Below are 26,595 nucleotides of genomic sequence, written 5' to 3'. Positions count from 1 at the left end.
GGAAACCTCTCTTTCCGGCTTTAGCCGATGGAAGTCACGGTGCCGGTGAACTGGGCATAGGGGGTGTAGAAATTCCGGGAGGCGTTGATGCCCAGGTCATAGATGCGGTTGAGCTGATAGCGGCCCTCGCTGATGAGACCCTCGCCCTGAATGGTCAGGACCAGGTTCACGCTGTCCTGGGCGGGGGCGCTGACCACCGTGCCGTCATACAGCTCGGTGAGCTTGCCGGAGGGCTGGACCTCAATGCTCTGGATGGCACCCAGGGTGCCGCCGGTGCTGTAGTCCTGGTCATAGACCAGGTCCCCCTGCTGAATGGCGTCGGCCACATACTGCCGGACGTTGTACGCCGTCACCTGATAGGTGATGGGGGTGTTGGTCACCCGGGTGCTGGTGTGGGACAGGCTGGTGTTCTTCACATACAGGGCGGCGGCCATCACCAGAACCACCAGAACCACCACCACGTCGATGACGCTGATCTTGCCGAACAGGCGGCCGTTTTTATCCATCAGTTTCATTTGCGCACACCCTCCCGTTCCATGGCGATAACGGGGCCGCTGGCCATATAGCCCTCGCCCCGGAGGTACATGGTGGCCCCTACCCGCAGGGCGTAGCCGCCGCCCAGGGTGACGGCCTCGTCAGTCACGGTGCAGGGGGACTCCACCGTGACCAGCACGTCCTCATAGCCGTCCACGTCGGCCAGGACATATTCCCCGTTCACCTGATCCAGGATCAGGCTCTGGCAGGGGACGGCCTGGGCACTGACCACGGTGCCCACGTCGTAATTTTTGATGTTGTCGGCCAGCTGGTCCCCCTGGTGGATGGCCTGGGCGGACCCGGCGGGCCAGCGCTGGAAGCAGACGGTGTACTGCACCGAGGCGCTGCTCACCCCGTCGCCGGAGGCGGCGGCGGGCCGGGTGAAGCGCCACATCAGAAAGACGGCGGCGGCCAGGGCCAGCACCAGGACGATGCCGTCGAACAGGTTCAGCCGCAGACGGAATTGGTTGTGCTCCTTCATTTGGATGCTCCTTTCAGGACATTCTCATAAATTTGTTCGGTGTTCCGGGCGAATACCTCGCCGGTGAACCGGGACTGATAGGTCTCCAGGGCCTTTTCCCGCATGATGGCCACCTCTTCCGGGTGATCCATCAGCTCGGCCATGGCGTCGGCCAGGGCGGCGCTGTCCTTGCTGGGGAACAGCAGGCCGTTCTGACCGGAGGTGATGACGAAGGGGTTGCCGCCATAGTCGCTGGCGATGGTGGGCAGGCCAAGGCTCATGCCCTCCAGCAGGGCCATGCTGGTGGCCTCGGTGCCATAGGAGGCGTTGAGCTGCACGTCCAGGATGTTCAGCAGGGCGGCGGCGTCAGAGCGGAAGCCCAGCATCTGCACCACGTCCTCCACCCCCATCTCGGTGACGGCCCGGGTGACCTCCTCCTCAAAGGCACCGGTGCCGGCCACCAGAATGCGGAAGTTGGAATAGCCCCGGTCCTTCAGCAGCTTGGCGGCGTACACCAGATACAGGTGGCCCTTATAGTCCTCGATGCGGGCCAGGATGCCGAAGGTGAACACGTCTTTCCCCAGGCCGAGAGACTGGCGCAGGGCGGCCTTCTCACCGTCAGAGATGGGGGCCACAGGGGCCACGCCGTTCATGACCACGGTGATCTTCTTGGGGGAGATGCCCCCTTCGGTCAGGTTGTCCCGGGTGGCGGGGCTGACGGCGATGATGTGGTCGGCATAGTGCTCGTTGAGCAGTTTGTTCACCCACCGGCCCGGGGGATATTTCAGCTTGGCGGGGACGGGGAAGGCGGAGTGCCGACTGTAGACCACGGGCACGCGGCAGCGCTTGGCGGCGATGCGGCCAGACAGGGCCCCGTGGGTGTGGACCAGGTCGGGCTTCACCTGGCGGATGAGGGCCTGAAGGGCCTTCACGTCCTCGCTGGCATAGGAGCAGTCGGCCATGCCGTCCACCTCGTACACGGTGACGTGGGCCTCCTCCAGCAGGGGCTTGAGCAAACTGCCCCGGGGGATGGCCACCAGAGTTTCGAACTTGTCCCGGTCAGCGTAGCGCAGGTAATTCAGGATCACCCGGCCCGCGCCGCCGATGTTGGTGTCGCTGATGATATTCAGCACGCGGATCATACGAAAAGCCTCCCTTCCGGCAGGGACGTGCGCCGGGCGCTGGCGGCGCCCAGGGCCAGCACGGCCCAGAACAGGAACATGACCCGATAGTTATAGAAGGAGTAGTCCGTCATGGCCTGGACCAAAAAGCCGCACACTCCGGCGGTGAACGCGATCTGGAGCAGTCGGCTGGCCGGGTCCTTCTCCCGGCTCATGGCGGAGCAGAGCATGCGGAAATAGACGAACAGCAGCAGCAGGAACACCCCCAGGGCGGCGATGCCCGCGTCGCACACGATCTGCAAAAACAGGTTGTGGGCGTGGGGGGCCACGATGCCGTTATAGCTGTAGGCGGGATAGACCATGTTAAAGGCTCCGTCCCCCGGCCCGATGCCGCACAGCCAATAGTCCTTCAGCATGGCCAGGGTGCCTATCCAGATGTACACCCGGTAAGAGGTGGAGTTGTCCGTCAGGTTGCCGATGCTGGTGAAGCGGGAGATCACCGTCTCCGGCAGGACGAAGTACAGTCCCACCAGAGCGAAGGGGGCCAGCAGGATTAGCTGGGGGTGCCACAGCACGGCGAACACCGCCCCGGCAAACAGCAGGCCCAGCCAGGCGCCGCGAGAGAAGGTGAGGATCATGCACACGCACATCACCCCGCAGCAGGCCAGGTAATAAAGCCGCCGCAGCCAGTCCTTGGCCGAGAGCAGCTTGGCCCCGGCGATGGGGATGACCAGCAGCAGATACTGGCCCATCATGTTGGGGTTGCCCATGGTGGCGGGGACCCGGAAGCGGATGGAGGAGAACATGTCGCTGTCCACCCAGGCCGCCGACTGATAGCCCCAGCCGAAGAGATACTGCAAGATGCCATAGAAGGACACCAGCGCCCCCACCGTGACCACCAGGGCCAGCAGAGTATCTAGCTGGCGGCGGGTGGTGATGGCGTTATACAGCACCAGGGCGAACAGGATAAAGGCCACCGACAGCACGCCGGGCAGCAGACTGGTCTTCAGATTGACGGAGAACAGGGTGCCCGCCAGATAGACGGCGGCGTACAGCACGATATACCGGTTGGTGGGGGCCCAGGCCAGGGCGTGGTTTTTGTCCCGCACCAGCACCAGCAGCAGACTGGCATAGCCGATGAGGGCCAGGCCCAGCACCAGCACCGAGGGGCTGAACTTGCACAGCACCGGGGCCAGCACCACCGGCAGGGCGCACCAGAACCAGGTCTGGAGAAAGACGCTGCCGGAGAACAGCCTGTCCAGATGCAGGGCTTTGTACAGCCGGCACAGACCGCCCCGCACCAAGGACCACAGGCGGAAGAACACGCTGTTCTCCGACGCCCCGGCCACCCAGCCCGCGGGGTGGAGGAACCACTGCACCACCCGGCTATTCTGCCACTGGCGGCCACACCACAGGCACAGAACGGACAGCAGACGCCAGAGATAGCTGCCGTCCAGGATTTGTTTCACTTGTTCCATGACTCGACCTCACTTTGATAGCGGCATAAGGGCCGCCAGGATAGGATTTGTTTACTCGTGTTTGCCGCGGGCCAGGGAGACCACCAGCTTGGCCTCGGGCACGGCCAGGGCCAGGGTCAGCACAAAATAGACGATCAGGCCGACCAGAGCGCAGCCGCCCAGACTGAGCAGCTCGCCGATCTTGCCCCCGGGCAGGACCACAGTCAGCAGAGACAGGACTCCGGCGGCGGCCAGGCCGGTGACGGCGGCGGCCAGGAGCATCTTCACCAGGTCCAGGCCCATGGTCCGGTCCAGCACCCCCTCTCCCCGGCGCTGCATGGGCAGCAGCAGGAGCAGGGCGTATACCGTGGAGGACACCGCCGAGGAGAAGGCCAGCCCCGCCACCTGGAAGGGCCCGGTGAGCACCATGCACAGGGCGATGTTCACCAGGATGGACACCGCCCCGGCGACCAGAGGCGTTTTCCCGTCCTGCCGGGCGAAATAGGCCCGGCTGAGGATGTTCTGCACGGCGTAGCCCGCCATGCCCAGGGACAGAAAGACCAGGGCGGCGGAGGTGATGTCCACGGCGAAGCCGTCAAACTCCCCGCCCCCGTACAAGAAGGAGATGAGGGGCCGGGAAACCGCCATCAGCCCGGCGGACATGGGCAGCACGAAGTAGAGACTGCTGTGGACCGTCTGGCGGATGGTGTCCCGAAAGGCGCTCTCGTTGCCCCCGGCGGTGAGCCGGGACAGGCGGGGGAAAATGACGTTGGTGATGGACAGGATGAAGGTGCCCGCAATGACCAGATACAGGTTGTTGGAATACTCCATGGCGGACACGCCGGCCCCGTCATACAGCCGTGAGCCGAAGCGGGAGTTGATGACCAGGTTGATGGGCTGCACCCAGGTGGACACCATCACCGGGCCCATCAGGGCAAAGACCTTGCGCATCCCCTCGCTGCCTATGGCGCACATGGGCTGGAACCGATAGCCCGTGGCCTTGAGAGAGGGCAGCTGAATAAGCCCCTGAAGCAGCCAGCCCAGCAGATAGGCCCCGGCCAGACCGTAGATGCCGAAGGTGTGGTCGAAGAAGAGAAAATAGACGATGATGACCAGGTTGGACGCCGCCGACATGAGGGCCGGGGCGGTGAACCGGTCCTGGGCCTGTAGAACGCCCACCAGGGAGAAGGCCACCCCGGAGAAGAGCACCGTGGGGAACATGACCCGGGTGAGGGAGGCGGCCAGGGCGGTGGTGGCCGGGTCGGCATAGTCGGCAAACAGGGCCACCAGGGCCTGGGGGAACAGCATCCCGATCAGGGTGAGGGCCCCGGTGAGCAGGGCCATAACGGTGATAAAGTTCCCGGCAAAGCGAAAGGCCTCCTTCCGGCCCTTTTTCTCTAAGAACTCGCTGAACACGGGGATGAAGCATGCGGCGATGGCCGAGGCGAACACCGCGTCGAAAAACACCCGGGGGATGCGGCTGGCGGTGAAAAAGGCGTTGGCCTGAACGCCCACGCTGTAGTGGACGGCCAGCAGCCGGTCCCGGTAAAGGCCCATGACCTTGCCCAGCAGGGTGACCAGCATGACCACGCTGATGGTTTTGGCCGCGTTATTTGACTGTTGCTCCAAGGGTCGACCTCCTTCAGATTTCGGGAGAGGTTTTGAAAAGACGGCGGCAGTGGCCGCAATCGACTTATTGTACACCAATACGGGCACATTTTCAACCGTTGGGGCGGAGCATTCACAGCTTGTTTACACTTGCGGGGAAAGGCACAGGATACCAGGAGAATTTCCCACGCTTTTGGTTGAAAAGCCGGGAAAACCCTGCTATAATGTGCGGGAATACAGGGCTCCCGGCCCGGACACGGGGGCTTTGAACGGGAACAGACCGCGTCCGGGAGCCACAAGGGGCGGGAGCGCCGCCCGGATACAAAAAGGAGCGAGCATGAAAACAAGCGCAAAGACCGGTCTGCTGCGGCGGGCCACGGCCCTGGCCCTGGCGGTGGTGCTGTCCATCCCCAGCGCCTTTGCCGCCGCGGGGGACAAAAAGATACAGACCAGCACCCAGCTGGTCAGCGGACTGAGCTATCAGAACACGGTGACGGCCAACAACGGCAGCCGGGTGGAGAGCTTCTCGTTGGAGCTGGAGCCCGGGGCGGCGGCCCAGCCCATCCTGCTGCAATCGGCGGGGACGGTGTATGGCGCGGCCACCATCAACAAGGCGGTCAGCCGGGCGGAGAGCCTGGGCTATCACGTGCTGGGGGCCATCAACACCGACTTCTTCGCCACCTCCACCGGCGTGCCCATGGGCATCGTCATCGAGGACGGGGACTATCAGTCCAGCCCGGAGAACGAGGCGGCCATGACGGTCACCGACGGCAAGGTCCAGCTGGTGGAGAGCCCCAAGATCCAGCTGACCCTGACCAACCAGACCAACGGCACCCAGATCCACCCCCAGCACCTGAACAAGGTCCGGGCGGCCACCGGGGGCATGTACTTAATGAACCGGCACTTCTCCACCGTGTCCACCCGCACCTCTACCTCCGGCTGGTATGTGCGCATGAAGCTGGTGGACGGCAGCGAGGGGGCCAAGCTGGCCCTGAACACCGACCTGACCCTTCAGGTGACGGAGATGCTCCAGTCCAGCTATCCCCTGGACATCGGGGAGGACGAGTATGTCCTCACCGCCGATGACGCCTCCGGCTATCTGTTCAACTATCAGACCTTTGCCGTGGGGGACAAGATCACCCTGCGGGCCAGCTGTGACGACGAGACCCTGTCCAATGCCCAGTGGGCCGGGGGCGTGGGGGATATCATGGTGAAAAACGGCTCCCTCACCGACAGCAGCAAGTGGAACTATGTGAACGACGGCCGGGCCCCCCGCACCGCTTTGGGCGTGAAGGCGGACGGCACCCTGCTGGTGTACGCCGTGGACGGCCGCCAGAGCGGCTATTCCATCGGTCTGAGTCAGAAGGACCTGGCCGAGGAGATGCGGGACCGGGGCTGCCAGTGGGTGGTGAACCTGGATGGCGGCGGCTCCACCGCCATCTCCGTGTGGTATCCGGGCCAGAGCGCCATCTCCATCAAGAACATCCCCTCTGACGGGCGGCCCCGCAGCTGTGCCACCTATCTGCTGCTGGTGGCCGACGAGAAGGGGGACGGCGTCCCCACCCGCCTGGCCCTGAAGGAGGAGGGACAGACCGTCCTCACCGGTTCGGAGTTCACCCTCCCCGGGGCGGTGGCCCTGGACAAGGGGCTGTACGTGACCAATTCCAATGTGACCGACGTCGCCATCACCTCGGGCAGCGGCCTGGGGACCATTTCCGGCGGCGTCTACACCGCCGGGGGCCAGAGCGGCGTGGAGCGGCTCCAGCTCTCCTCGCCCAGCCTGGGCGTGACGGGGACGTCTCAGCTGAACATCGTCTCCAGTCTCACGGTGCTCACCGTGTCCAAAAAGGGCAGCTCCAACGCCCTGACCTCTATGACCGTCAAGCCGGGGGACAGCGTGCAGCTGGCCATCGCCGGCAGCTATTGGGGCCGCACCGCCCTGCGCAGCTGGAAGGGCGTGTCTGTCTCCGTCTCCGGTGACGTCGGCACGGTGGACGAAAACGGCCTGTTCACCGCCGGACAGAGCGGCGGCAGCGGGACCATCACCGTCGCTGCCGGGGGACAGACCAAAACCGTGAAGGTGACGGTGAAGGACACCCACGCCGACGTGCCCCAGGGCCACTGGGCCTATGAGGCGGTGGAATACTGCTATGAAAAGGGCATCGTGGGCGGCGTGTCCGCCAACGAGTTCGGCCGGGATTATCAGATTCGCCGGGGGGACTTTATGCTCATGCTGTATAACGCCGTGGGCCGCCCCGCCGTGTCCGCCGGCTGTACCTTTACCGACGTGAGCCAGAGCGACTATTACTACAAGGCCCTGTCCTGGGCCCAGAGCGCCGGTCTGGCCTCGGGCACCGGGGACGGGAGCTATTCCCCCACCAGCTCCGTCACCCGGGAGCAGGCCTTTACCATCCTGCGCAAGGCCATGCCCCTGCTGGGCAAGACCTGCCCGGATGCCGGCCTGTCGGTGCTGGACGCCTTCTCGGACAAGGAGCAGATCGCCGACTATGCCAAGGGCCACACCGCCACCCTGGTGGCCCAGGGGGTGGTCAGCGGCAAGGGCACGGGCATCGATCCCAAGGGCAACCTGACCCGGGCGGAGATGGCCGCCCTGCTGTACAAGCTGATGACCTATACCCCCATCACCGACGTGCCCACCGACCCGATGACGCCCGACCAGCCCAGCCAGCCGGATACGCCGGAGACGCCCGACACCCCGGATACTCCCGTGACTCCTGACCAGCCGGACACGCCGGATACCCCCGCCCAGGAGGTCTCCCTCACCCTGGACGTGAGCCAGCTGGCCCTGAACGCCGGGGAGAGCAGAACGCTGATCGCCACTCTGTCCCCGGAGCAGGCCGGGGCGGTCATCGTCTGGAGCTGTGACTCCGCTGCCGCCGCCGTGGCCGCCGACGGCACGGTGACCAACCTGAACACCGCCGCCGGGACGGTCCAGGCCACCATCACCGCCACCTGGAGCGGGAAGAGCGCCTCCTGCACCGTGGACTGCCAGCCCGCCCAGCGCACCGGCACCGTCTTCGACGCGGACGTGGGCCTGAACGTGCGCTCCGGCCCGGGCACCACCAACCCGGTGGTGGACCGGCGGAGCAACGGGGACGTGCTCATTGTGGAGAGCGTGGAAAACGGCTGGTGTAAAGTCCTGTATCGCAACGCCGCAGGCCAGGCCGCCCGGGGCTATGTCTCCGCCGATTACCTCCAGCTATCCAACTGAATATAAAAATAAGCGAGCCGCCCCGATTTGGGACGGCTCGCTTTGCTTACTGGTTATACCCATTGGGGTGGCTCTTGTGCCAGGCCCAGGCCGTGGCCACGATGGTGTTCAGGTCGGCAAACTGGGGCTTCCAGCCCAGAACGGACTTGGCCTTGTCCGAGGAGGCCACCAGCTGGGCCGGGTCCCCTGCCCGCCGGGGACAGATCTCCGCCGGGATGGGGTGGCCGGTGACGGCCCGGGCCACATCGATGACCTCTTTCACCGAGAAGCCCACGCCGTTGCCCAGGTTGAACACGTTGTTCTCGCCGCCGGAGAGGAGATAGTCCAGGGCCAGAATGTGGGCCTGGGCCAGGTCGGTGACGTGGATGTAATCCCGGATACAGGTGCCGTCGGGGGTGGGGTAGTCGTCGCCGAAGATAGAAATTTTCTCCCGCTTGCCCCCGGGGACCTGGAGGATCAGGGGGATCAGGTGGGTCTCCGGGTCGTGGGCTTCGCCGATGGCCCCGGAGGGGTGGGCGCCGCAGGCGTTGAAATACCGCAGGGCCACATAGCGCAGGCCGTGGGCCTGGCTGGTCCAGCGCATCATGCGCTCCATGGCCAGCTTGGTCTCGCCATAGCAGTTGGTGGGCTGGGTGCGGTCCGTCTCCAGAATGGGCACCCGCTCCGGCTCGCCATAGGTGGCGGCGGTGGAGGAGAAGACGATCTTGTCCACCCCGTGGGCCACCATAGACCGCAGCAGAGTGGTGGTGCCGCACAGGTTGTTGTCGTAATACTTCAGGGGGTCTTTCATAGACTCGCCCACCTGAGAGGAGGCGGCGAAGTGGATGACGCCGTCGATGTGCTCGGTCTCGAACAGCTTGTCCATGGCCGCCCGGTCCCGGATGTCCGCCTGATAGAAGCGGGCCTTGGGGTGGACGGCGGCCCGGAAGCCGGTGAGCAGGTTGTCGGCCACCACCACGTCCCGTCCGGCCTCGATGAGCTCGTGTACGGTGTGGGAGCCGATGTATCCGGCTCCGCCCAGAACAAGAATTGCCATAGTTTCTTCCATCCTTCCTGTGTGGGGGCGCGGACGCCCCAAAATTCGATAACAAATAGAGATTTTTCAAGATAAAAATACAAATTGAAATAGAACCTGCCGGAAAACGGCGGTCTTTGAATACCAAAATAGCATATTCAGCCCCGATTTTCAAGGGAGCAGGTCCGTTTTACCCCGTTCTGCGGGCGAAAAAAGGACAAATTTCCCCGCGTTTCGGCCCCAGGTCGTGGTATGCTCAGGGGGAAAACAGGCAGAGAGTGGAAAAGGGACGGCTTGACAACGCCGGAGGATACCTTTATTATAATGCGTACTGAACAAACCGCAAGGGCGGTTTCTTCGGCAAGCAAGAAAACAGAGAGACTGTAGGGAGATGGTCGGGCCGTGAACGCCGAGTATATTACCAGCCGGAAAAATCCGCTGATGACCCAGATCCGCCGCCTGACGGCCAGCCGGTCCCACCGCCGGGAGCAGGGTCTGTTCCTGGGGGACGGGGTCAAGCTGCTGGAGGAGGCCCTGAAGTGGCACGCCCCGCTGGATACCGTGATGCTGACCGAGGGCGTGGACATCCCAGACCTGCCGGATGGGGTGCGCCTGGTGCAGGTGCCCAGGGATGTGATGGCCTCCATCTCCCCCATGGACAGCCCCCAGGGGGCGCTGTTCCTGTGCCGGACGGGGGAGACCGCCCCGCCGGAGCGTCTGCCCGGCGAGCGCTATCTGGTGCTGGACGGGGTGCAGGACCCGGGGAACGTGGGCACCATCTGGCGCACCGCCGACGCCCTGGGGGCGGATGGACTGATCCTGGTCAACGGCTGTGCCGACCCCTGGAACCCCAAAACGGTGCGGGCCACCATGGGGGCTTGCTTCCGCCTGCCCGTGTATGAGACGGCAGCGGACGGCCTGGCCCCGTGGCTGGGGGAGCAAGGCCTTCCCCTTTACGCCACCGCCCTGCGGGAGGACACGGTGGACCTGCGCCAGGCCGACCTGTCCCGCTGCGCCGTGGTCATCGGCAGCGAGGGCCGGGGGATATCCGACGGGCTGCTCTCCCAGTGTGAGAAGACCCTGAAGATCCCCATGCGGGCCAGGTGCGAGTCGTTAAATGCCGCCGCCGCCGCCACCGTGGTTTTGTGGGAGATGGGCCGCTAGACCTTCTGCCGGTTTGCCCGGACATAGGCCATGCGCACCAGAACGATGGCCAGGGTGAGCAGGGCGGCGAAGAGGAGATAGGCTGGGGCATAGCTGCCCGTCCGGTCGGCCAGGAGCCCGGGCACCGGGCCAAACAGAATGACTCCCACGGTATAGGCCAGGTTGATGGCCTGCACCGCCCGGGGGAAGTCCCCCGGTCCCGTCAGTTCGGCGGCCCACACAGACGGGGATACGGTGGAGATGGGCAGCCCCAGGGAGAACAGCCCCACCGCCAGCACCGGCACCAGGGGGCTTTCCCGCACCGGGAGACAGCACAGCAGCGTCCCCGCCGTCACGGTGAGATAGCAATAGCCGTCTCCGGCCAGGGACCCCCAGCGGTCATAGATCTGGCCGCACAGCACCTTGCCCAGGCAGATGCACACCCCGGAGGCGGACACCAGTCCCGCCAAAAACAGGGGGGCGTAGCCCAGGGTGGCATAGTGGACCGTCAGGTGGGAGTAGCCCGGCCCGCCGATGCCGCCGATGAGAAAGCAGGCGGCCATGGCGGCCAGATAGGCCGGGGGACCGGAAGAACTGCTGGAGCGGGGAGCGTCGGTCTCAGGCGCGGCCCCGCCCAGGGGCTCCAGCCCCACCTCCGCCGGGTCCCCCCGCACCAGCAGCCACACGGCCAGGGCCAGAATAAGCAGGGCGGCCCCCTCCAGCCAGAAGGCGGCGCGCAGCCCCTGGCCCGTGATGACCCGGGCCACCAAGGGGGAGGCCACGATGCTGGCCACCCCGCTGCCCGCCGAGGACAGGCCCAATGCCAGATTCCGGCGGAGCCGGAACCACCGGCCAATGAGCAATGACAGGGGGACCATCCCCCCGTAGCAATAGCCCAGACCGGTGAAGGCGGCGGCCGCGCAGTATTGCCAGAAATCCCGTGCTGCGCCGAAGCAGAAGCAGGACAGGGCGATGAGGAGCACCCCCAGCGTCATGGTCCGCCGCAGCCCCAGCCGGGCGCACACCCGGTTCACCGTGAGCAGGGCGACGAGGATGAACAGACTGCGGACGGTGGTGATGAGGGAGCCCTGGGCGTTGGTAAAGTGCCGCAGGGCGAGGATCTCCGGCTGATACACGGCGAACACGTTGACCCCCAGCCCAATGGTGGACAGCAGGGTCAGCGCCCCGCCCAGGCAGACCAGCCAGGCGCGGTGAGGACGGTTCATAGGCGGCCCTCCTTTTCGGATATTTTTGTGACAAGTTGCTTTGATACAACCATACCGTAGCGCAATGAATTTGTAAAGAAAAATCCGGTCTAGTAAGGGGGCGTTTTTATGGCGGAGCTGAAATATTGGCTTTGGCTCACCAGCCGCAGGGGAATGGACTCGGTCCGGGCCCTGAAGCTGCTGGAGCGGTTCGTCACCCCGGAGCAGGTGTATTACGCCGACCAGGGGGACATCGCCGAATTGGGGCTCTCCCCTAATCTGGAACGGAGCCTGGCGGACAAGAGCATGGATGCCCCGGAGGTCATTCTGGGGGAGTGTGACCGGCTGGACGTGCGGGTGATGACCATCCAGGACGCGGACTATCCCATGCGCCTGCGGCAGATCGCCGACCCGCCGGCGGTGCTCTATCTGAAGGGCAGGCGGCTCCACTTTGACGAAGAGGCAGCCATCGCCGTGGTGGGGGCCCGGGAGCCCACGGCTTATGGCCGCCGCTGGGCCGAGCAGTTCGGCATGGAACTGGCCTCCGGCGGGGCGCTGGTGGTGTCCGGCATTGCCCAAGGCTTGGACGCCTGCGCCGTGCGGGGCGCGCTGAAGGGCGGCGGCCCGGTGGCCTGTGTGCTGGCCGGGGGCGTGAACGTGCCCTATCCCGTGCAGAACCGCTTTCTCTATGACGACGTGGCCGCGGCGGGGGTGCTGGTGTCGGAATATCCCCCGGGGTCGCCCCACGACTGGCGGAACTTCCCCCGGCGCAACCGGATCTTGAGCGGCCTGTGCCTGGGGGTGCTGGCGGTGGAGTGCCGCCCCTTCGGCGGGACCATGAGCACGGTGAACCACGCCGTGGAGCAGGACCGGGACGTGTTTGCCGTGCCCGGAGCCTTAGACGCCCCCATGAGCGAGGGGACCAACCGCCTCATCCAGCAGGGGGCCAAGCTGGTCACCTGCGCCCGGGACATTCTGGAGGAATACTGGAGCCGCTTCCCGGACAAGCTGGGTCGGGCCGCCCCCCTGACCCCGGAGGCCGCCCGGGCACGGATGGCGGACAGCGTCCAGGCCCAGACGCGGGAACAGGCTGCCCAGAAGGCTGATCCTCCCGCCGACCAGCCGGAGCCTGCCCCGGCCAAAGACGGGCGGGAGATCGTCCCCCGCAGCGAGCAGAAGCGCCGCTTTACCGACGACGAGCTGGCCCTGCTGGCAGCCCTGAGCCAGGGGGAGCGCACCGCAGACCAACTGGTGGAGCTGACCCAGATCCCCGCCAAGCGGGTGCTGTCGGCCCTGACCATGCTGCAGATCCAGGCCGCCGTGGCCGAAAATCCGGGCCGCCGCTTCTCAGCTCTGGTGGAGCTGGAGGAGTAACGCCCCGCAGACAAGATAACAACAGACTTTTTAGACTTTTTAAGATAGCTCCGGCAGTTTTGCGCCGGACAGGAAGGTGAAGGGAATTGGCGAATAAAACAGATCTGGTGATCGTAGAGTCCCCGTCCAAGGCCAAGACCATTGGAAAGTACCTGGGACCGGGCTATGAGGTAAAGGCCTCTATGGGCCACGTGCGGGACCTGCCCAAGAGCAAGCTGGGCGTGGACCTGGAGAAGGGCGACTTTGAACCCAACTATCAGCCCATCAAGGGCAAAGAGGACGTCATCAGCGACCTGAAGAAGGCGGCCAAAAAGAGCGGCCGCGTCTATCTGGCCACCGACCCGGACCGGGAGGGGGAGGCCATCTCCTGGCACTTGAAGGAGCTGCTGGGCATCCCGGACGACAAGACCTATCGGGTGACCTTTAACGAGATCACCAAAAAGGTGGTCAACGACTCCATCGCCGCCCCCCGGGCTATCGACCAGGACCTGGTCAACGCCCAGCAGGCCCGGCGCATTCTGGACCGCATCGTGGGCTATCAGCTCTCCCCCCTGCTGTGGCGGAAGATCCGCCGGGGCCTGTCCGCCGGACGGGTGCAGTCGGTGGCCACCCGCCTGGTGGTGGAGCGGGAGGAGGAGATCCGCGCCTTTCAGCCCCAGGAGTATTGGACGGTAGAGGCCGCCCTGGCCCGCGTGGCCCCCAACCTGGGCAGCTTTAAGGCCCAGTTCTATGGCCGGGAGAAGAAGATGGAGCTGCATTCCGCCGACGAGGCCCAGGCCGTGGTGGACGCGGTGGAGAAGGGACAGTTCTCCGTCTCTCGCGTGAAGCGGCAGGAGAAGAACCGCCAGCCCGCCCCTCCGTTTACCACCTCCACTTTACAGCAGGAGGCCTCCCGCAAGCTGAACATGACCCCCGCCCGCACCATGTCCATCGCCCAGCAGCTGTATGAGGGCATTGACATCTCCGGCGAGGGCGCGGTGGGTCTCATCACCTATATGCGTACCGACTCGCTCCGACTGTCCGAGGAGGCCCTGGCCGCCGCGAAAGACTTTATCCACCACCGGTATGGCCCGGAGTATTACCCCCCCGCCACCCGGCACTTCAAGACCAAGGGCAGCGCCCAGGACGCCCACGAGGCCATCCGCCCCTCCGATGTGACCCTGACCCCGGAGGACATCAAAAAGGACCTGACCGGGGAGCAGTATCGCCTGTATAAGCTGATCTGGAGCCGTTTTCTGGCCTGTCAGATGGCCAACGCCGTGTACGACAGCCTGTCCATCGAGGTGGAGAACAGCGGCTATACCTTCCGGGCCAGCCACTCCAGCCTGAAATTCTCCGGCTTTACCGCCGTGTATGAGGAGGGCAAGGACGAGGAAGAGGAGGAGCGCTCCTCCCCCTTGCCCGACCTGAAGGAGGGGGAGGCCCTGGACAGCCAGGGTTTGACCCAGAGCCAGCACTTCACCCAGCCCCCCGCCCGCTACTCTGAGGCCAGCCTCATCCGGGCCCTGGAGGAGAAGGGCATCGGGCGGCCCTCTACCTACGCTCCCACCATCTCCACCATCCTGAACCGCTATTACGTGGTGAAGGAGGGCAAGGCCCTGCGCCCCACCCCCCTGGGTGAGGTGGTCACCGGCCTGATGAAAGATAAGTTTGAAGACATCGTGGACCCCACCTTTACCGCCCAGATGGAGGAGAAGCTGGACGAGGTGGAGGAGGGCAAGACCGACTGGAAGAAGGTCCTGTCCGACTTCTACCAGGACTTTGAGAGCGAGCTGACCCGGGCGGAGAAAGAACTGGACGGCGAGCGCATCAAGGTCCCCGACGAGGTGTCGGAGGAGGTCTGTCCCCAGTGCGGACGGAACCTGGTGGTGAAGATGGGCCGGTTCGGCCAGTTCCTGGCCTGCCCCGGCTGGCCGGAGTGTGACTTCACCATGCCCATGGTGGTGGAGATGCCAGGCAAGTGCCCCAAGTGCGGCGGGCGGCTGCTCAAGCGCACGGGCAAGAGCCGCACCACCGGCAAGCAGTATACCTTCTACTGCTGCGAGCGGTGCAACAGCCGGGACGAGGCCAACAAGTGCGACTTCCGCACCTGGGACGTGCCCGTAAAGGATAACTGCCCCGTGTGCGGCCAGACCATGTTCAAAAAGGCGGGCCGGGGGGCCAAGAAGCCCTTCTGCATCAACGAGAACTGCTCCAACTTCACCCCGGAGGACAAGCGGGGCGGCTGGCAGCGCAAGCCCGCCGCAGCCAAGACGGAGGAGTCCGCCGCTGAGAGCGCGGAAGAGACCAAGACCGCCAAAAAGCCCGCCGCGAAAAAGACGGCGGCAGCCAAGAAGACGGCCACGACGAAAAAGGCGACTGCGGTCAAAAAGACCACTGCCACCAAGAAGACGACCACGGCCAAGAAGGCTACAACGACTAAGAAGACCGCGACCACAAAGAAAACCACCGCCGCCAAAAAGACCACGGCGGCGAAGAAGACAGAAGAATGACCTGACACAGGGGGAGACCCCGGAAGGAGAACGCTATGGAACCTGTTATTGTCATCGGCGCGGGACTGGCGGGCAGCGAGGCCGCCTGGCAGCTGGCCCAGCGGGGCATCCCCGTCCAGCTGCGGGAGATGAAGCCCCAGAAGATGTCCCCCGCCCATCACACGGAATATTTCGGGGAGCTGGTGTGCTCCAACTCCCTGCGCTCGGACCAGCTGGAGAACGCGGTGGGGCTGCTGAAGGAGGAGCTGCGCCGCTGCAACTCCCTCATCATGGCCTGCGCCGACGAGCACCGGGTGGAGGCCGGCGGCGCCCTGGCCGTGGACCGAAACGCCTTTGCCGCCGCCATCACAGAGAAGATCCGCAATCACCCCAACATCACTGTGGTGGAGGGGGAGGTGACGGAGATCCCCGCCGAGGGCAACGTGATCTTCGCCACCGGCCCCCTGACCTCGGAGGACCTGTCCCAGGCCATTGCCGGACTGTTCCCCGACAGCAAATATCTCAACTTCTTCGACGCCGCCGCCCCTCTGGTCACCTTCGAGAGCGTGGACATGGACAGCGCCTGGTTTGCCTCCCGCTATGACCGGGGCACGCCGGACTATATCAACTGCCCCATGACGAAGGAGGAGTACGAGGCCTTCTGGCAGGAGCTGACCCACGCCCAGGAGGCGGAGGTCCACGGCTTTGAGGACTCTGGCGTGTTCGAGGGCTGCATGCCCGTGGAGGTCATGGCCCGCCGGGGCCTGGACACCCTGCGCTATGGCCCCCTGAAGCCCGTGGGCCTGAAGGACCCCAAGACGGGGGAGGAGCCCTATGCCGTGGTGCAGCTGCGCAAGGACAACGCTCAGGGTTCCATCTATAACATCGTGGGCTTTCAGACCCACCTGCGCTGGCCGGAGCAGAAGCGGGTGTTCTCCATGATCCCCGCCCTGAAAAATGCCGAGTACATCCGCTATGGCGTGATGCACCGGAACACGTTTTTGGACTCCCCCCGGCTGCTGGACCGGTATTACCGGGTGCGCGGCCAGGAGCGGCTGATGTTCTCCGGCCAGATCACCGGCGTGGAGGGCTATGTGGAGTCCACCGCCTCCGGCTGCCTGACGGCCATGGAGCTGGCCCGCCGCCTGGAGGGCAAGCCCCCCATCAACTTCCCCCGGGAGACGGCCATGGGGGCCATGGCCCTGTATGTCAGCGACCCCAGCGTGGTGAACTTCCAGCCCATGAACGTGAATTTCGGCCTGATCCCCCAGCTGGGCTATCGGGTGAAGGGCAAGCGGAACAAAAACGCCGAGATCTCCAAGCGGGCGCTGGAGAAGTTGGCCGAGCTGGACCTGGGCTGAGTGAAAGGACGGGATGGATATGAAGATCATTGTAGACGCCATGGGCGGAGATAACGCCCCTCAGGCCCCTGTGATGGGCGCTGTGGAGGCCAACCGGGAATATGGCGTTGGCGTTATTCTGGTGGGCCGGGGGGAGACCATCCTGAAGGTCCTGGAGGACAACGGCATCAAGGAGCTGCCCGCCGGGGTGGAGATCGCCCACGCCAGCGAGGTGGTGGAGATGTGCGACAACCCGGCCACCGCCTTTCGGGAGAAGAAGGACTCCTCCCTCACCGTGGGCCTGAACCTGCTGAAGAGCGGGGAGGGGGATGCCTTCGTCTCCGCCGGGTCCACCGGAGCGCTGCTGTCCGGGGCCACCCTGGTGGTCAAGCGCATCCGGGGCATCCGCCGGGCCGCCCTGGCCCCCGTGGTGCCCACGGGCAACGGCGGCGCGGTGCTCATCGACTGCGGAGCCAACGCCGAGTGCCCCCCGGAGTATCTGCTGCAATTTGCCTATATGGGCTCTTACTACGCCGAGCACGTGCTGGGCCGCCCGGAGCCCCGGGTGGGTCTGCTGAACATCGGGGTGGAGCCCTCTAAGGGCACCAGTCTCCAGACCGCCGTCTATCCCATGCTGGTGGAGGCGGGCAAGGCGGGCCGCATCAACTTTGTGGGCAACGTGGAAGCCCGTGAGGCCGTGGAGGGCGCGGTGGACGTCATCGTGTCCGACGGCTACTCCGGCAACATCTTCCTGAAGACCATGGAGGGCACCGGTCTGTACCTGGTGCGGGAGCTGAAGGGCATGTTCACCCAGAACCTGCTGACTAAGCTGGCCGCCGTGCTGGTGTCCGGTGGGCTGAAGAAGATGAAAAAGCTGCTCAGCTCCAGCGAGGTGGGGGGCACCGCCCTGGTGGGCATCTCCAAGCCCGTCATCAAGGCCCACGGCTCCTCCGACGCCTATGCCATCAAAAATGCCATCCGCCAGGCCCGGCAGTATGTCTCCTCCGGCATCATCGAGAGCATCACCGAGAACGTAGACGTCATGCGCCTGGACCCGCCCATGAAGGCGAAGGAGGCGGCAAAAGAGAAAGCCCCTGAGCAGGCATAAAGAAAGAAGGAACCCCCGTGGCCCACGCCGTTCATGCCCGAAAGAAGGACCCCGCCGCCCAGCGGCGCAGGATGCTGGAAGCGCCCATCCCGCCCCTGGTCTGCTCCCTGGCCCTGCCCACCATCGTCAGTATGCTGGTCACGTCCATCTATAACATGGCGGACACCTATTTTGTCTCTCAGATCAACACCAGCGCCTCCGGCGCGGTGGGCATCGTGTTCTCCATCATGGCCATCATCCAGGCGGTGGGCTTTACGGTGGGCATGGGGGCCGGGTCCACCGCCTCCCGGCTGCTGGGGAAGGAGCGGGGAGAGGAGGCCAACACCTTTGCCTCCACCGCCGTCTTTCTGGCGCTGGTATTGGGGCTGCTGCTGTCCCTGCTGGGCCTGTGCCGTCTGGACGGGCTGATCTGGGCATTGGGCAGCACCCAGACCATCTACCCCTATGCCCGGGAGTACGCCGGATACATCCTGGTGGGAGCGCCTGTGATGGTGCTGGCCTTTACCCTGAACAATCTGCTGCGGTGGCAGGGGCTGGCCAATCTGGCGGTGATCGGTCTGGCCACCGGCGGGGTGCTGAACATCCTGCTGGACCCCCTGTTCATCTTCGGCCTGAACATGGGCATCGGCGGAGCGGGAGCGGCCACCCTGCTCAGCCAGTGCGTCAGTCTGGCCATTCTGGCCTCCTTCTTTTTCCGGGGCATGGGCTCCCTGCGGGTACGGGTCCGGGATATCTCCCGAAAGCCGGAGGTGTACGCCACCATCTTCAAGCAGGGGATGCCCTCCTTCTTCCGCCAGGGGGTGGTGGGGGTGTCCACCATGGCCCTGAACTTCAATGCCCGGCTGTATGGCGACGCGGCGGTGGCCGCCATGTCCATCGTCACCAAGGTGTTTGTCACGGTGCAGTCGGTGGTCATCGGCTTTGGCCAGGGCTTTCAGCCGGTGCTGGGCTTTAACTTTGGGGCGGGCAGGCTGGACCGGGTGAAGCGGGCCCTGGTTTTCTCCATCCAGGTGTGTACCGCCTTTTTGATCGTGGCGGCGGTGGCGGGCTATATCTTCGCCCCGGCCATCGTCACCGAGTTCCGCCGCAGCGACCCCCAGGTCATCGCCATCGGCACCCGGGCCTTTCGCGCCCAGTGCTTCAGCCTACCCCTGCTGGCGGTGTGCGTCTTTGCTAACATGTATTTTCAGTCGGTGGGCAAGGCCTTCCGGGCGACCATTCTGGCTGTGTGCCGCAACGGGGTGATGATTCCCCTGGTCTATATTCTCTGCTGGCGCTTCGGTCTCACCGGCCTGGAGTGGACCCAGACCCTGGCCGATGTGGTCTCCTTCGCCATCTCGGCGGGGATATTTGTCCAGTATTTCCGCCGGGAGTTTGGGCGGGAGGATCTGGGAAGATAACAAAACACGGGTAGGGGCGGACCTCTGTGTCCGCCCGCCGAAAACGGATGCACCCCCGTGGTACCCCTCATCCGTCATGACTTCGTCATGCCACCTTCTCCCCTGCGGGGCGAAGGCTAGAACCGTTTTGCGAGAAGCGCTCAAATGTCGCTGCCCTTCCCCTCATCCGTCACGGCTTTGCCGTGCCACCTTCCCCCAGGGGAAGGCTTTTCGCTGCAAAACGTACAATTAAAATGAAATATCTCAAACTGTATTACGAAAATACGCTCTTTTTCTCTGCCGTCCTGTCACAGGGCGGCAGTTTTCTTGCCTTTTTTACATTTTACAAAGGCTTAACATAGTGGTTGTTTTGCATTTTACAATGGGCCGGTATACTGTGCGCTGTAAGGTGAAAGCCAAATGAAAAACGCGGGCGGCGCTGAAGCCGCCCCACAGTAAGGAGAATCACCATGAAAAAGTTATTCAGTCTTGCGCTGGCCGCCGCCATGGCCCTGTCCACGCTCACCGGCTGCGGCAACAGCAACAACACCAATACCAATAATGACGCCAACAGCGCCGACACCCAGGGCAGCCAGACCAGCCAGACCCAGCAGCTCAGCGGTGTGGTGAACACCAACGGCTCCACCTCCATGGAGAAGGTGATGCAGGTGCTCATCGAGGCCTTTAAGGAGCAGCAGCCCAACGTCACCGTGAACTACACCGGTTCCGGTTCCGGCGCGGGCGTGACCTCCGCCATCGACGGCACCGCCGATTTAGGCCTTGCCTCCCGCGCCCTGAAGAGCGAGGAGGAGGAGAAGGGCGCTCAGGCCAACATCGTGGCTCTGGACGGCGTGGCCATCGTGGTCAACCCCGACAATGCCGTGGACGACCTGACCGTGGACCAGATCGCCCAGATCTTCAAGGGCGAGATCACCAACTGGAAGGACCTGGGCGGCGCTGACGAAGAGATCGCCGTCTATGGCCGTGAGGCCGGTTCCGGCACCCGGGGTGCCTTTGAGGAGCTGGTGGGCGTGGAAGACGCCTGCAAGTACCTGAACGAGTACTCCTCCACCGGCGACGTCATCGGCAACGTGGCCAGCAACCCCAGCGCCATCGGCTATGCCTCCCTGTCCGCTGTGGGCGACAACGTGAAGGCCGTGAAGGTCAATGGTGTGGAATGCAGCGAGGCCACCGTGCAGGACGGTACTTATGAGATCCAGCGCCCCTTCGTGATGATCACCAAGGACGGCACCCAGCTGAGCGACGCGGCCCAGGCTTTCCTGGACTTTGCCATGAGCGCTGACGCCGCCAGCCTGATCGCCCAGGCCGGTGCCGTGCCCCCCGCCAAGTAAGCAGTAAACGAAATTTTCAGGAGGAACACGCAGGGCGGGAACGTCCCGCGTGTTCCCCTGTGTCTGAGCGAAAGAAATGAATGAGAGAAAGGTGGACTTCGCCGTGAAGCGAACCCGAAAATTAGACCCCCTGGAGAACGCCATGCAGCTGCTGTTCTTCCTGTGCGGGGCGGTGGCGGTGGCCTTTGTGTTGGTCATCACCGTGTATCTGGTGGTCTCCGGCCTGCCCGCCATCCAAAAGGTGGGCCTGGGCAACTTCCTGCTGGGCACCACTTGGGACTCCGCCAACAAGACCGACCCCCAATATGGCATCCTGCCCTTTATCCTCACCTCCATCTACGGCACCGCCGGGGCCATCCTCATCGGCGTGCCCGTGGGATTTATGACGGCCATGTTCCTGGCCAAGGCCGCGCCCCCCAAGCTGGCGGCGGTGGTCCGTCCGGCGGTGGACCTGCTGGCGGGCATCCCCTCGGTGGTCTATGGCATGGTGGGCATGGTGGTGCTGCTGCCCGGCATCCGGGGCCTGTTCCACCTGAAAGCGGGCGACACCCTGCTGGCCGCCATTCTGGTGCTGGCGGTGATGATCCTGCCCTCCATCATCTCGGTGAGCGAGACCGCTCTGCGGGCGGTGCCCCGGGAGTATGAGGAGGCCAGCCTGGCCCTGGGCGCCACGGAGATGGAGACCTATTTCCGGGTGAGCGCCCCGGCGGCCAAAAGCGGCATCGCCGCGGCGGTGGTGCTGGGCGTAGGCCGGGCCATCGGCGAGGCCATGGCCATCATGATGGTGGCGGGCAACGCGGCCAATATGCCCGGCCTGTTCAAGAGCGTGAAGTTCCTGACCACCGCCGTGGCCAGCGAGATGTCCTATGCCGCCGACGGGTCCCTGCAGAAGATGGCCCTGTTCTCCATCGGACTGGTGCTGTTTCTGTTCATTATGATGATCAACGTGTTTTTGAATCTGGTATTGAAGCGGGAGAAGGAGTGAGGAGCATGGAAAGCGTCAACTATGTGGCGGCAAACAAGTCCGCCGTGTTGGAGCGGGAGCAGACGGCCCGGGCCGTCTGCCTGCGCCGCCGGGTGTATGACCGGGGGATGCGGGGTCTGCTGTGGCTCAGCGCCGGGATCACCTGTGCCCTGCTGGTGTTTCTCATGGGCTATATCCTGTGGCGGGGCATCCCCCAGCTGAGCTGGCAGTTCCTCACCTCGGCAGAGTCGGTGCTCAAGGGCACCCTGGGCATCCTGCCCGCCATCTGCAACACCCTGTATGTGGTGTGCGTGACATTGTGCATCGCCCTTCCCCTGGGCGTGGGGGCGGCGGTGTACCTCACCGAATACGCCACCAACCACAAGCTGGTCTCCGCCATCGAGTTTGCCGCTGAGACCCTGTCCGGCATCCCCTCCATCCTGTATGCCCTGGTGGGCTATCTGGCCTTCTGCAAGACGCTGGGCCTGGGCTATTCCCTGCTGGCGGCCAGCCTGGCCCTGGCCATGATGAACCTGCCCACCATCATCCGCACCACGCAAGAATCACTGAAGACGGTGCCCCAGTCCTATCGGGAGGGGGCCCTGGGCCTGGGCAGCGGCAAGTGGCACATGATCCGCACGGTGGTGCTGCCCAGCTCCATCGACGGCATCGTCACCGGCTGCATCCTGGCCGTGGGCCGCATCGTGGGTGAGTCCGCCGTGCTGCTGTATGTGGGCGGCATGGGCAACGCCATGAACGACTTCTTCGCCAGCCCTGACAAGTTCCTCCACAGCTCCGGTGCCACCCTGACGGTGCAGCTGTACGTCTTTGCCAAGGAGCGGGCCATGATGGACCCCGCCTTTGCCGTGGCGGTGGTGCTGCTGGTGCTCACCTTCGCCATCAATCTGGCGGCCAAGGCTGCGGGCAAAAAGCTGAGACAGAAAAATTGAACGAGGAGTTTTAATGTATGGAAAACGCCATCCTCTCCGCCCGTGACCTGAACCTGTACTACGGGGAAAATCACGCGCTGAAGAATATCAACATCGACATTTCCGCCAACGAGATCACCGCCCTGATCGGCCCCTCCGGCTGCGGCAAGTCCACCTTTCTGCGCACCCTGAACCGGATGAACGACCTGATCCCCATCGTGAAGATCGACGGCTCCCTGACCTATCGAGGCCAGGAGGTCTATGCCCCGGACCAGGACGTGACCGACCTGCGCAAGCACATCGGCATGGTGTTCCAAAAGGCCAACCCCTTCCCCATGTCCATCTATGACAACGTGGCCTACGGCCCCCGGACCCACGGCGTCCGCAGCAAGGTAAAGCTGGACGAGATCGTGGAGGAGTCCCTGCGGGGGGCGGCCATCTGGGACGAGGTGAAGGACCGGCTGAAAAAGTCCGCCCTGGGTCTGTCCGGCGGCCAGCAGCAGCGGCTGTGCATCGCCCGTGCCCTGGCCGTCAAGCCCGACGTGCTGCTGATGGACGAGTCCACCTCCGCCCTGGACCCCATCTCCACGTCTAAGATCGAGGACCTTGCCGCCGAGCTGAAAAAAGATTATACTATCGTCATGGTGACCCACAACATGCAGCAGGCGGCCCGTATCTCTGACAACACGGCGTTTTTCCTGCTGGGCGAGCTGGTGGAGTTCGGCAAGACGGAACAGGTATTCTCCATGCCCCGGGACAAGCGCACCGAGGATTACATCACGGGGAGGTTCGGATAACCATGAGAGACCGTTTTCACGAACAATTGCAGCAGCTCAGCGAGGCGCTGATCACCATGGGCGCCCTGTGCGAGGAGGCCATCTCCGACGCGGCCAAGTCCTATTTCACCGGGGACCGGCGGCTGGGGGAGCGGGCCGGACAGCTGGAGCAGCAGATCGACCAGCAGCAGCGGGACATCGAGAGCCTTTGTATGCAGCTTCTGCTGCGGCAGCAGCCGGTGGCCCGTGACCTGCGGACCATCTCGGCGGCCATGCGCATGATCTCGGACATGGAGCGCATCGGCGACCAGGCCGCAGACATCGCAGAAATCGCCCGGGACGTCCAGGCCGGCAAGCTGGCGGACGAGACCCCCATGGGGGACATGGCCCGCACCGCCATCAGCATGGTGACGGACAGCGTGGACGCCTTCGTCCGGCAGGATCTGGACCTGGCCCATCAGGTCATCGCCCGGGATGACAAGGTGGACAGCCTGTTCCTGAACATGCGGGAGCAGCTGGTGGCCATGATCGGCCGGGGGGAGGACGCCGCCGCCTGTCTGGACATGCTGATGATCGCCAAGTATTACGAGCGCATCGGGGACCACGCCTGCAACATCGCCCAGTGGGTGGAGTATGCCCTCACCGGTCAGTATGAGGATGACTGAAAGCGCTTTTTGACAGGAGTTTTGAACGGATATGATCTACGTTCTGGAGGATGACGCCAGCATTCAAAAGCTGGTGGTGTACACGCTGAACAGCCAGGGCATGGAGGCCCGGGGCTTTGACCGCCCCTCTCAGTTCTGGAGCGCCCTGGCCCTGGAAAAGCCGGAGCTGGTGCTGCTGGACATCATGCTGCCCGAGGAGGACGGCCTGCAGGTGCTGAAAAAGCTGCGGGCCGACCCGGCCACCCGCCGGACCCCGGTGCTGATGCTCACCGCCAAGAGTACCGAGTATGACAAGGTGCTGGGGCTGGACCAGGGGGCGGACGACTACATCGCCAAGCCCTTTGGCATGATGGAGCTGATGGCCCGCATCCGCACCGCCCTGCGCCACGCCGGGGGGCGGGAGGAGCAGGAGCCGGTGTATCGCCTGGGCGGGCTGTATGTAGACCCGGCCCGCCACATCGTCCGGGACGGGGAGCGGGACGTGGCCCTGACGCTGAAAGAGTTCCAGCTTCTGTGCCTGCTGCTGGAGCACCGGGGGACCGTGTTCACCCGGGACCAGCTGCTGAACACCATCTGGGGCTATGAGTTCGACGGGGCAAGCCGCACCGTGGACGTCCATATCCGCACCCTGCGCCAGAAGCTGGGGGAGTCCGGCGGCTGCATCGAAACGGTGCGGGGCGTGGGCTATAAGATCGCCGAGGGCTGAGCGTAAAAGCGGCCCTGGGCAGAATGGAGCGAGAAAATGGCCGCGAAGATTTTTAAAAACGCCATGACGGTGGGCCTTGCCGTGTTTCTGCTGTCGGTGGCCCTGTTCATGGGGATGCTGTACCAGTATTTCGGCGACCAGCTCACCCGGGAACTGGCCACCGAGGCGGCCATGGTGGCCCAGGGCGTGGAGACCACGGGCCGGGACTACTTAGACACGCTGAATGTGTCCAGCCGGGTGACCTGGGTGGACAAGGACGGCACCGTGCTGTATGACAACCGGGCAGACCCCGCCCAGATGGAGAACCACGCTGACCGGGCGGAGATCCGCCAGGCCATGCTGGCCAGCCAGGGTACGGCCCAGCGGGAGTCGTCCACCCTGTCCCGCCGGACCTATTATGCCGCCCGCCGGTTGAGCGACGGCACGGTGATCCGCCTGGCCAGCGCTCAGTCTACGGTGGTGGTATTGCTGGCCTCTATGATCCAGCCGCTGCTCATTATTCTGGTGCTGTCCATGATTTTGGCGGCGGTGCTGGCCTCCCGGCTGGCCAAGGGCATCATCCGCCCCATTCTGGACCTGGACCTGGAAGAGCCGGAGCAGTGCCGGGGTTATGACGAGCTGGCCCCCCTTATCACCAAGATCCGCCGTCAGAACGACACCATCCGCTGTCAGATGGACACCATGCGCCAGCAGCAGCGGGAGTTTGCCACCCTGGCGGAGAACATGTCCGAGGGGGTGGTGCTGCTGAATACCAAGGGGCGCATCCTGTCCTATAACTCCGGGGCCCTGCGCCTGCTTGGGGCGGTCAGCCCCGCCGAGCAGGCCAGCGTCCTCACCCTGGACCGCAGCGATGCCTTCCGCACGGTGGTGGAGCGGGCCTTGGCCGGTCAGCGGGCCCAGGGCCGGCTGGAGCGGGGAGAGCGGTGTGTCCAGCTGCTGGCCGACCCGGTGTTCCACGAGACCCAGGTGGAGGGCGCAGTGCTGGTGCTGGTGGACATCACCGCCCAGGAGCAGGGGGAGCGGCTGCGGCGGGAGTTTACCGCCAATGTCTCCCACGAACTGAAAACCCCCCTCACAGCCATCTCCGGCATGGCGGAGATCATCAAAGACGGCATCGTCAAGCCCGAGGACGTCAACGGCTTTGCCAGCGACATCTACCGGGAGAGCCAGCGGCTCATCGCCCTGGTGGAGGACATCATCCACCTGTCCCGCCTGGACGAGGGGGGCGACGGGCTGAAGATGGAGCCGGTGGACCTGCTGGAGCTGGCCCGCCAGACGGCCCGCCGCCTGGAGCCGGTGGCCCGGCGGGCGGAGGTGGCCATGGAGGTAAAGGGCAGCCCGGCCCAAATCACCGGCGTCCCCGCCGTGCTGGACGAGATGGTCTTCAACCTGTGCGACAACGCGGTGAAGTATAACCGCGCCGGGGGCTCGGTGACCATCTCGGTGGAGCCAGGGGAGCACGAGACCGTCCTGACCGTACAGGACACGGGCATCGGCATCCCCGACCAGGACCGGGACCGGGTGTTCGAGCGGTTCTATCGGGTGGACAAGAGCCACTCCCGCCAGATCGGCGGCACCGGCCTGGGGCTGTCCATCGTCAAACACGCCGCCGCCCTCCACGACGCCCGCATCGACCTGGACAGCACCCTGGGCAAGGGCACGACCATCCGGGTCAGCTTTCCGAATGAGCGGGGGAAATAAGTAAGAAAAATCGGAGCCTGTCGCTGAAACAGCCACAGGCTCCAATCCTTTATAC

General features: G+C 64.5%; 21 protein-coding genes. 14 read left to right on the top strand and 7 right to left on the bottom strand.

Annotated elements, in window-relative coordinates:
• Nucleotides 1-20: 20 nt before the first annotated feature.
• From ACSAMP_RS02225 to murJ, 5 genes are read right to left on the bottom strand one after another with little or no spacing between them, the layout of a single operon-like run.
• Nucleotides 21-515 (bottom strand): DUF4330 domain-containing protein, encoded by a 495-nt coding sequence (locus tag ACSAMP_RS02225; protein ID WP_457799369.1) that lies wholly within the window; start codon nt 513-515, stop codon nt 21-23.
• Nucleotides 512-1,015 carry a DUF4330 domain-containing protein gene (locus ACSAMP_RS02220; RefSeq protein ID WP_457799368.1) on the bottom strand — a complete coding sequence of 168 codons (504 nt, stop codon included), beginning with the start codon at nt 1,013-1,015 and terminating at the stop codon, nt 512-514. The genes ACSAMP_RS02225 and ACSAMP_RS02220 overlap by 4 nt, the downstream gene beginning before the upstream one ends.
• Nucleotides 1,012-2,136: a glycosyltransferase family 4 protein gene (locus ACSAMP_RS02215; protein WP_457799367.1), complete on the bottom strand. Its 1,125-nt coding sequence runs from the start codon at nt 2,134-2,136 to the stop codon at nt 1,012-1,014. The genes ACSAMP_RS02220 and ACSAMP_RS02215 overlap by 4 nt, the downstream gene beginning before the upstream one ends.
• Complete coding sequence (locus tag ACSAMP_RS02210) at nt 2,133-3,593, bottom strand: O-antigen ligase family protein (RefSeq protein ID WP_457799366.1); 1,461 nt, start codon at nt 3,591-3,593, stop codon at nt 2,133-2,135. Before ACSAMP_RS02210 ends, ACSAMP_RS02215 begins: the two co-directional genes overlap by 4 nt.
• 51 nt (nt 3,594-3,644) lie before the next feature.
• Nucleotides 3,645-5,201, bottom strand: coding sequence for a murein biosynthesis integral membrane protein MurJ (gene murJ, locus ACSAMP_RS02205; protein ID WP_457799365.1), 1,557 nt, complete (start codon nt 5,199-5,201; stop codon nt 3,645-3,647).
• 316 nt (nt 5,202-5,517) lie between these two features.
• Here murJ and ACSAMP_RS02200 point away from each other — a divergent pair, with 316 nt between their 5' ends.
• Nucleotides 5,518-8,412 carry an S-layer homology domain-containing protein gene (locus tag ACSAMP_RS02200; protein WP_457799364.1) on the top strand — a complete coding sequence of 965 codons (2,895 nt, stop codon included), beginning with the start codon at nt 5,518-5,520 and terminating at the stop codon, nt 8,410-8,412.
• Nucleotides 8,413-8,458: 46 nt separating this feature from the next.
• Here ACSAMP_RS02200 and galE read toward each other — a convergent pair whose 3' ends face one another.
• Nucleotides 8,459-9,448 (bottom strand): UDP-glucose 4-epimerase GalE, encoded by a 990-nt coding sequence (galE, locus tag ACSAMP_RS02195; protein WP_457799363.1) that lies wholly within the window; start codon nt 9,446-9,448, stop codon nt 8,459-8,461.
• A gap of 381 nt (nt 9,449-9,829) precedes the next feature.
• On the opposite strand from galE, the gene ACSAMP_RS02190 reads away from it, so the two are divergent.
• Complete coding sequence (locus ACSAMP_RS02190) at nt 9,830-10,591, top strand: TrmH family RNA methyltransferase (protein WP_441795100.1); 762 nt, start codon at nt 9,830-9,832, stop codon at nt 10,589-10,591.
• Here the strand turns inward: ACSAMP_RS02190 and ACSAMP_RS02185 are convergent.
• The gene (locus ACSAMP_RS02185) at nt 10,588-11,796 is read right to left on the bottom strand and encodes an MFS transporter (protein ID WP_457799362.1); all 1,209 of its coding nucleotides are present in this window, start codon (nt 11,794-11,796) and stop codon (nt 10,588-10,590) included. The two genes, ACSAMP_RS02190 and ACSAMP_RS02185, sit on opposite strands and share 4 nt — an antisense overlap.
• A gap of 108 nt (nt 11,797-11,904) precedes the next feature.
• Between ACSAMP_RS02185 and dprA the strand changes: the two genes are divergently transcribed.
• The 12 genes from dprA to ACSAMP_RS02125 all read left to right on the top strand — a co-directional run bounded on the left by dprA (nt 11,905) and on the right by ACSAMP_RS02125 (nt 26,540).
• Nucleotides 11,905-13,149, top strand: a complete 1,245-nt coding sequence (gene dprA, locus ACSAMP_RS02180) for a DNA-processing protein DprA (protein ID WP_457799361.1) — start codon at nt 11,905-11,907, stop codon at nt 13,147-13,149.
• Between the two features lie 86 nt (nt 13,150-13,235).
• Nucleotides 13,236-15,641 carry a type I DNA topoisomerase gene (topA, locus tag ACSAMP_RS02175; protein WP_457799360.1) on the top strand — a complete coding sequence of 802 codons (2,406 nt, stop codon included), beginning with the start codon at nt 13,236-13,238 and terminating at the stop codon, nt 15,639-15,641.
• Between the two features lie 35 nt (nt 15,642-15,676).
• The gene (gene trmFO, locus ACSAMP_RS02170; RefSeq protein ID WP_457799359.1) at nt 15,677-16,981 is read left to right on the top strand and encodes a methylenetetrahydrofolate--tRNA-(uracil(54)-C(5))-methyltransferase (FADH(2)-oxidizing) TrmFO; all 1,305 of its coding nucleotides are present in this window, start codon (nt 15,677-15,679) and stop codon (nt 16,979-16,981) included.
• A gap of 19 nt (nt 16,982-17,000) precedes the next feature.
• Nucleotides 17,001-18,068: a phosphate acyltransferase PlsX gene (gene plsX / locus ACSAMP_RS02165; RefSeq protein ID WP_457799358.1), complete on the top strand. Its 1,068-nt coding sequence runs from the start codon at nt 17,001-17,003 to the stop codon at nt 18,066-18,068.
• 17 nt (nt 18,069-18,085) lie between these two features.
• Nucleotides 18,086-19,468 carry an MATE family efflux transporter gene (locus ACSAMP_RS02160; protein ID WP_457799357.1) on the top strand — a complete coding sequence of 461 codons (1,383 nt, stop codon included), beginning with the start codon at nt 18,086-18,088 and terminating at the stop codon, nt 19,466-19,468.
• Between the two features lie 449 nt (nt 19,469-19,917).
• Nucleotides 19,918-20,799: a phosphate ABC transporter substrate-binding protein gene (locus ACSAMP_RS02155; protein WP_457799356.1), complete on the top strand. Its 882-nt coding sequence runs from the start codon at nt 19,918-19,920 to the stop codon at nt 20,797-20,799.
• Between the two features lie 76 nt (nt 20,800-20,875).
• The gene (pstC, locus tag ACSAMP_RS02150) at nt 20,876-21,784 is read left to right on the top strand and encodes a phosphate ABC transporter permease subunit PstC (RefSeq protein ID WP_441796332.1); all 909 of its coding nucleotides are present in this window, start codon (nt 20,876-20,878) and stop codon (nt 21,782-21,784) included.
• A 107-nt stretch (nt 21,785-21,891) separates the two neighbouring features.
• Complete coding sequence (pstA, locus tag ACSAMP_RS02145; protein WP_457799599.1) at nt 21,892-22,713, top strand: phosphate ABC transporter permease PstA; 822 nt, start codon at nt 21,892-21,894, stop codon at nt 22,711-22,713.
• 17 nt (nt 22,714-22,730) lie between these two features.
• On the top strand, nt 22,731-23,489 hold the full coding sequence (gene pstB / locus ACSAMP_RS02140) for a phosphate ABC transporter ATP-binding protein PstB (protein ID WP_457799355.1): 759 nt from the start codon (nt 22,731-22,733) through the stop codon (nt 23,487-23,489).
• A gap of 2 nt (nt 23,490-23,491) precedes the next feature.
• The gene (gene phoU, locus ACSAMP_RS02135) at nt 23,492-24,133 is read left to right on the top strand and encodes a phosphate signaling complex protein PhoU (protein WP_457799354.1); all 642 of its coding nucleotides are present in this window, start codon (nt 23,492-23,494) and stop codon (nt 24,131-24,133) included.
• Between the two features lie 31 nt (nt 24,134-24,164).
• Complete coding sequence (locus ACSAMP_RS02130) at nt 24,165-24,839, top strand: response regulator transcription factor (RefSeq protein ID WP_441796329.1); 675 nt, start codon at nt 24,165-24,167, stop codon at nt 24,837-24,839.
• Nucleotides 24,840-24,875: 36 nt separating this feature from the next.
• Nucleotides 24,876-26,540: a sensor histidine kinase gene (locus ACSAMP_RS02125; protein ID WP_457799353.1), complete on the top strand. Its 1,665-nt coding sequence runs from the start codon at nt 24,876-24,878 to the stop codon at nt 26,538-26,540.
• Nucleotides 26,541-26,595 lie beyond the last annotated feature (55 nt).

The organism is Flintibacter sp. SJQ-8 (genome assembly GCF_054108085.1).
Note: the sequence above shows the minus strand (reverse complement) of the source record. Positions and strands in the feature narration are given on the sequence as shown.

Bases quoted from the DNA above. Each gene is read 5' to 3' on its own strand.
- ACSAMP_RS02225 (WP_457799369.1), bottom strand. From the start codon at position 515: ATGAAACTGATGGATAAAAACGGCCGCCTGTTCGGCAAGATCAGCGTC.
- ACSAMP_RS02220 (WP_457799368.1), bottom strand. From the start codon at position 1,015: ATGAAGGAGCACAACCAATTCCGTCTGCGGCTGAACCTGTTCGACGGC.
- ACSAMP_RS02215 (WP_457799367.1), bottom strand. From the start codon at position 2,136: ATGATCCGCGTGCTGAATATCATCAGCGACACCAACATCGGCGGCGCG.
- ACSAMP_RS02210 (WP_457799366.1), bottom strand. From the start codon at position 3,593: ATGGAACAAGTGAAACAAATCCTGGACGGCAGCTATCTCTGGCGTCTG.
- ACSAMP_RS02200 (WP_457799364.1), top strand. From the start codon at position 5,518: ATGAAAACAAGCGCAAAGACCGGTCTGCTGCGGCGGGCCACGGCCCTG.
- galE (WP_457799363.1), bottom strand. From the start codon at position 9,448: ATGGCAATTCTTGTTCTGGGCGGAGCCGGATACATCGGCTCCCACACC.
- ACSAMP_RS02185 (WP_457799362.1), bottom strand. From the start codon at position 11,796: ATGAACCGTCCTCACCGCGCCTGGCTGGTCTGCCTGGGCGGGGCGCTG.
- dprA (WP_457799361.1), top strand. From the start codon at position 11,905: ATGGCGGAGCTGAAATATTGGCTTTGGCTCACCAGCCGCAGGGGAATG.
- trmFO (WP_457799359.1), top strand. From the start codon at position 15,677: ATGGAACCTGTTATTGTCATCGGCGCGGGACTGGCGGGCAGCGAGGCC.
- plsX (WP_457799358.1), top strand. From the start codon at position 17,001: ATGAAGATCATTGTAGACGCCATGGGCGGAGATAACGCCCCTCAGGCC.
- ACSAMP_RS02155 (WP_457799356.1), top strand. From the start codon at position 19,918: ATGAAAAAGTTATTCAGTCTTGCGCTGGCCGCCGCCATGGCCCTGTCC.
- pstC (WP_441796332.1), top strand. From the start codon at position 20,876: ATGAATGAGAGAAAGGTGGACTTCGCCGTGAAGCGAACCCGAAAATTA.
- pstA (WP_457799599.1), top strand. From the start codon at position 21,892: ATGCGGGGTCTGCTGTGGCTCAGCGCCGGGATCACCTGTGCCCTGCTG.
- pstB (WP_457799355.1), top strand. From the start codon at position 22,731: ATGGAAAACGCCATCCTCTCCGCCCGTGACCTGAACCTGTACTACGGG.
- phoU (WP_457799354.1), top strand. From the start codon at position 23,492: ATGAGAGACCGTTTTCACGAACAATTGCAGCAGCTCAGCGAGGCGCTG.
- ACSAMP_RS02130 (WP_441796329.1), top strand. From the start codon at position 24,165: ATGATCTACGTTCTGGAGGATGACGCCAGCATTCAAAAGCTGGTGGTG.
- ACSAMP_RS02125 (WP_457799353.1), top strand. From the start codon at position 24,876: ATGGCCGCGAAGATTTTTAAAAACGCCATGACGGTGGGCCTTGCCGTG.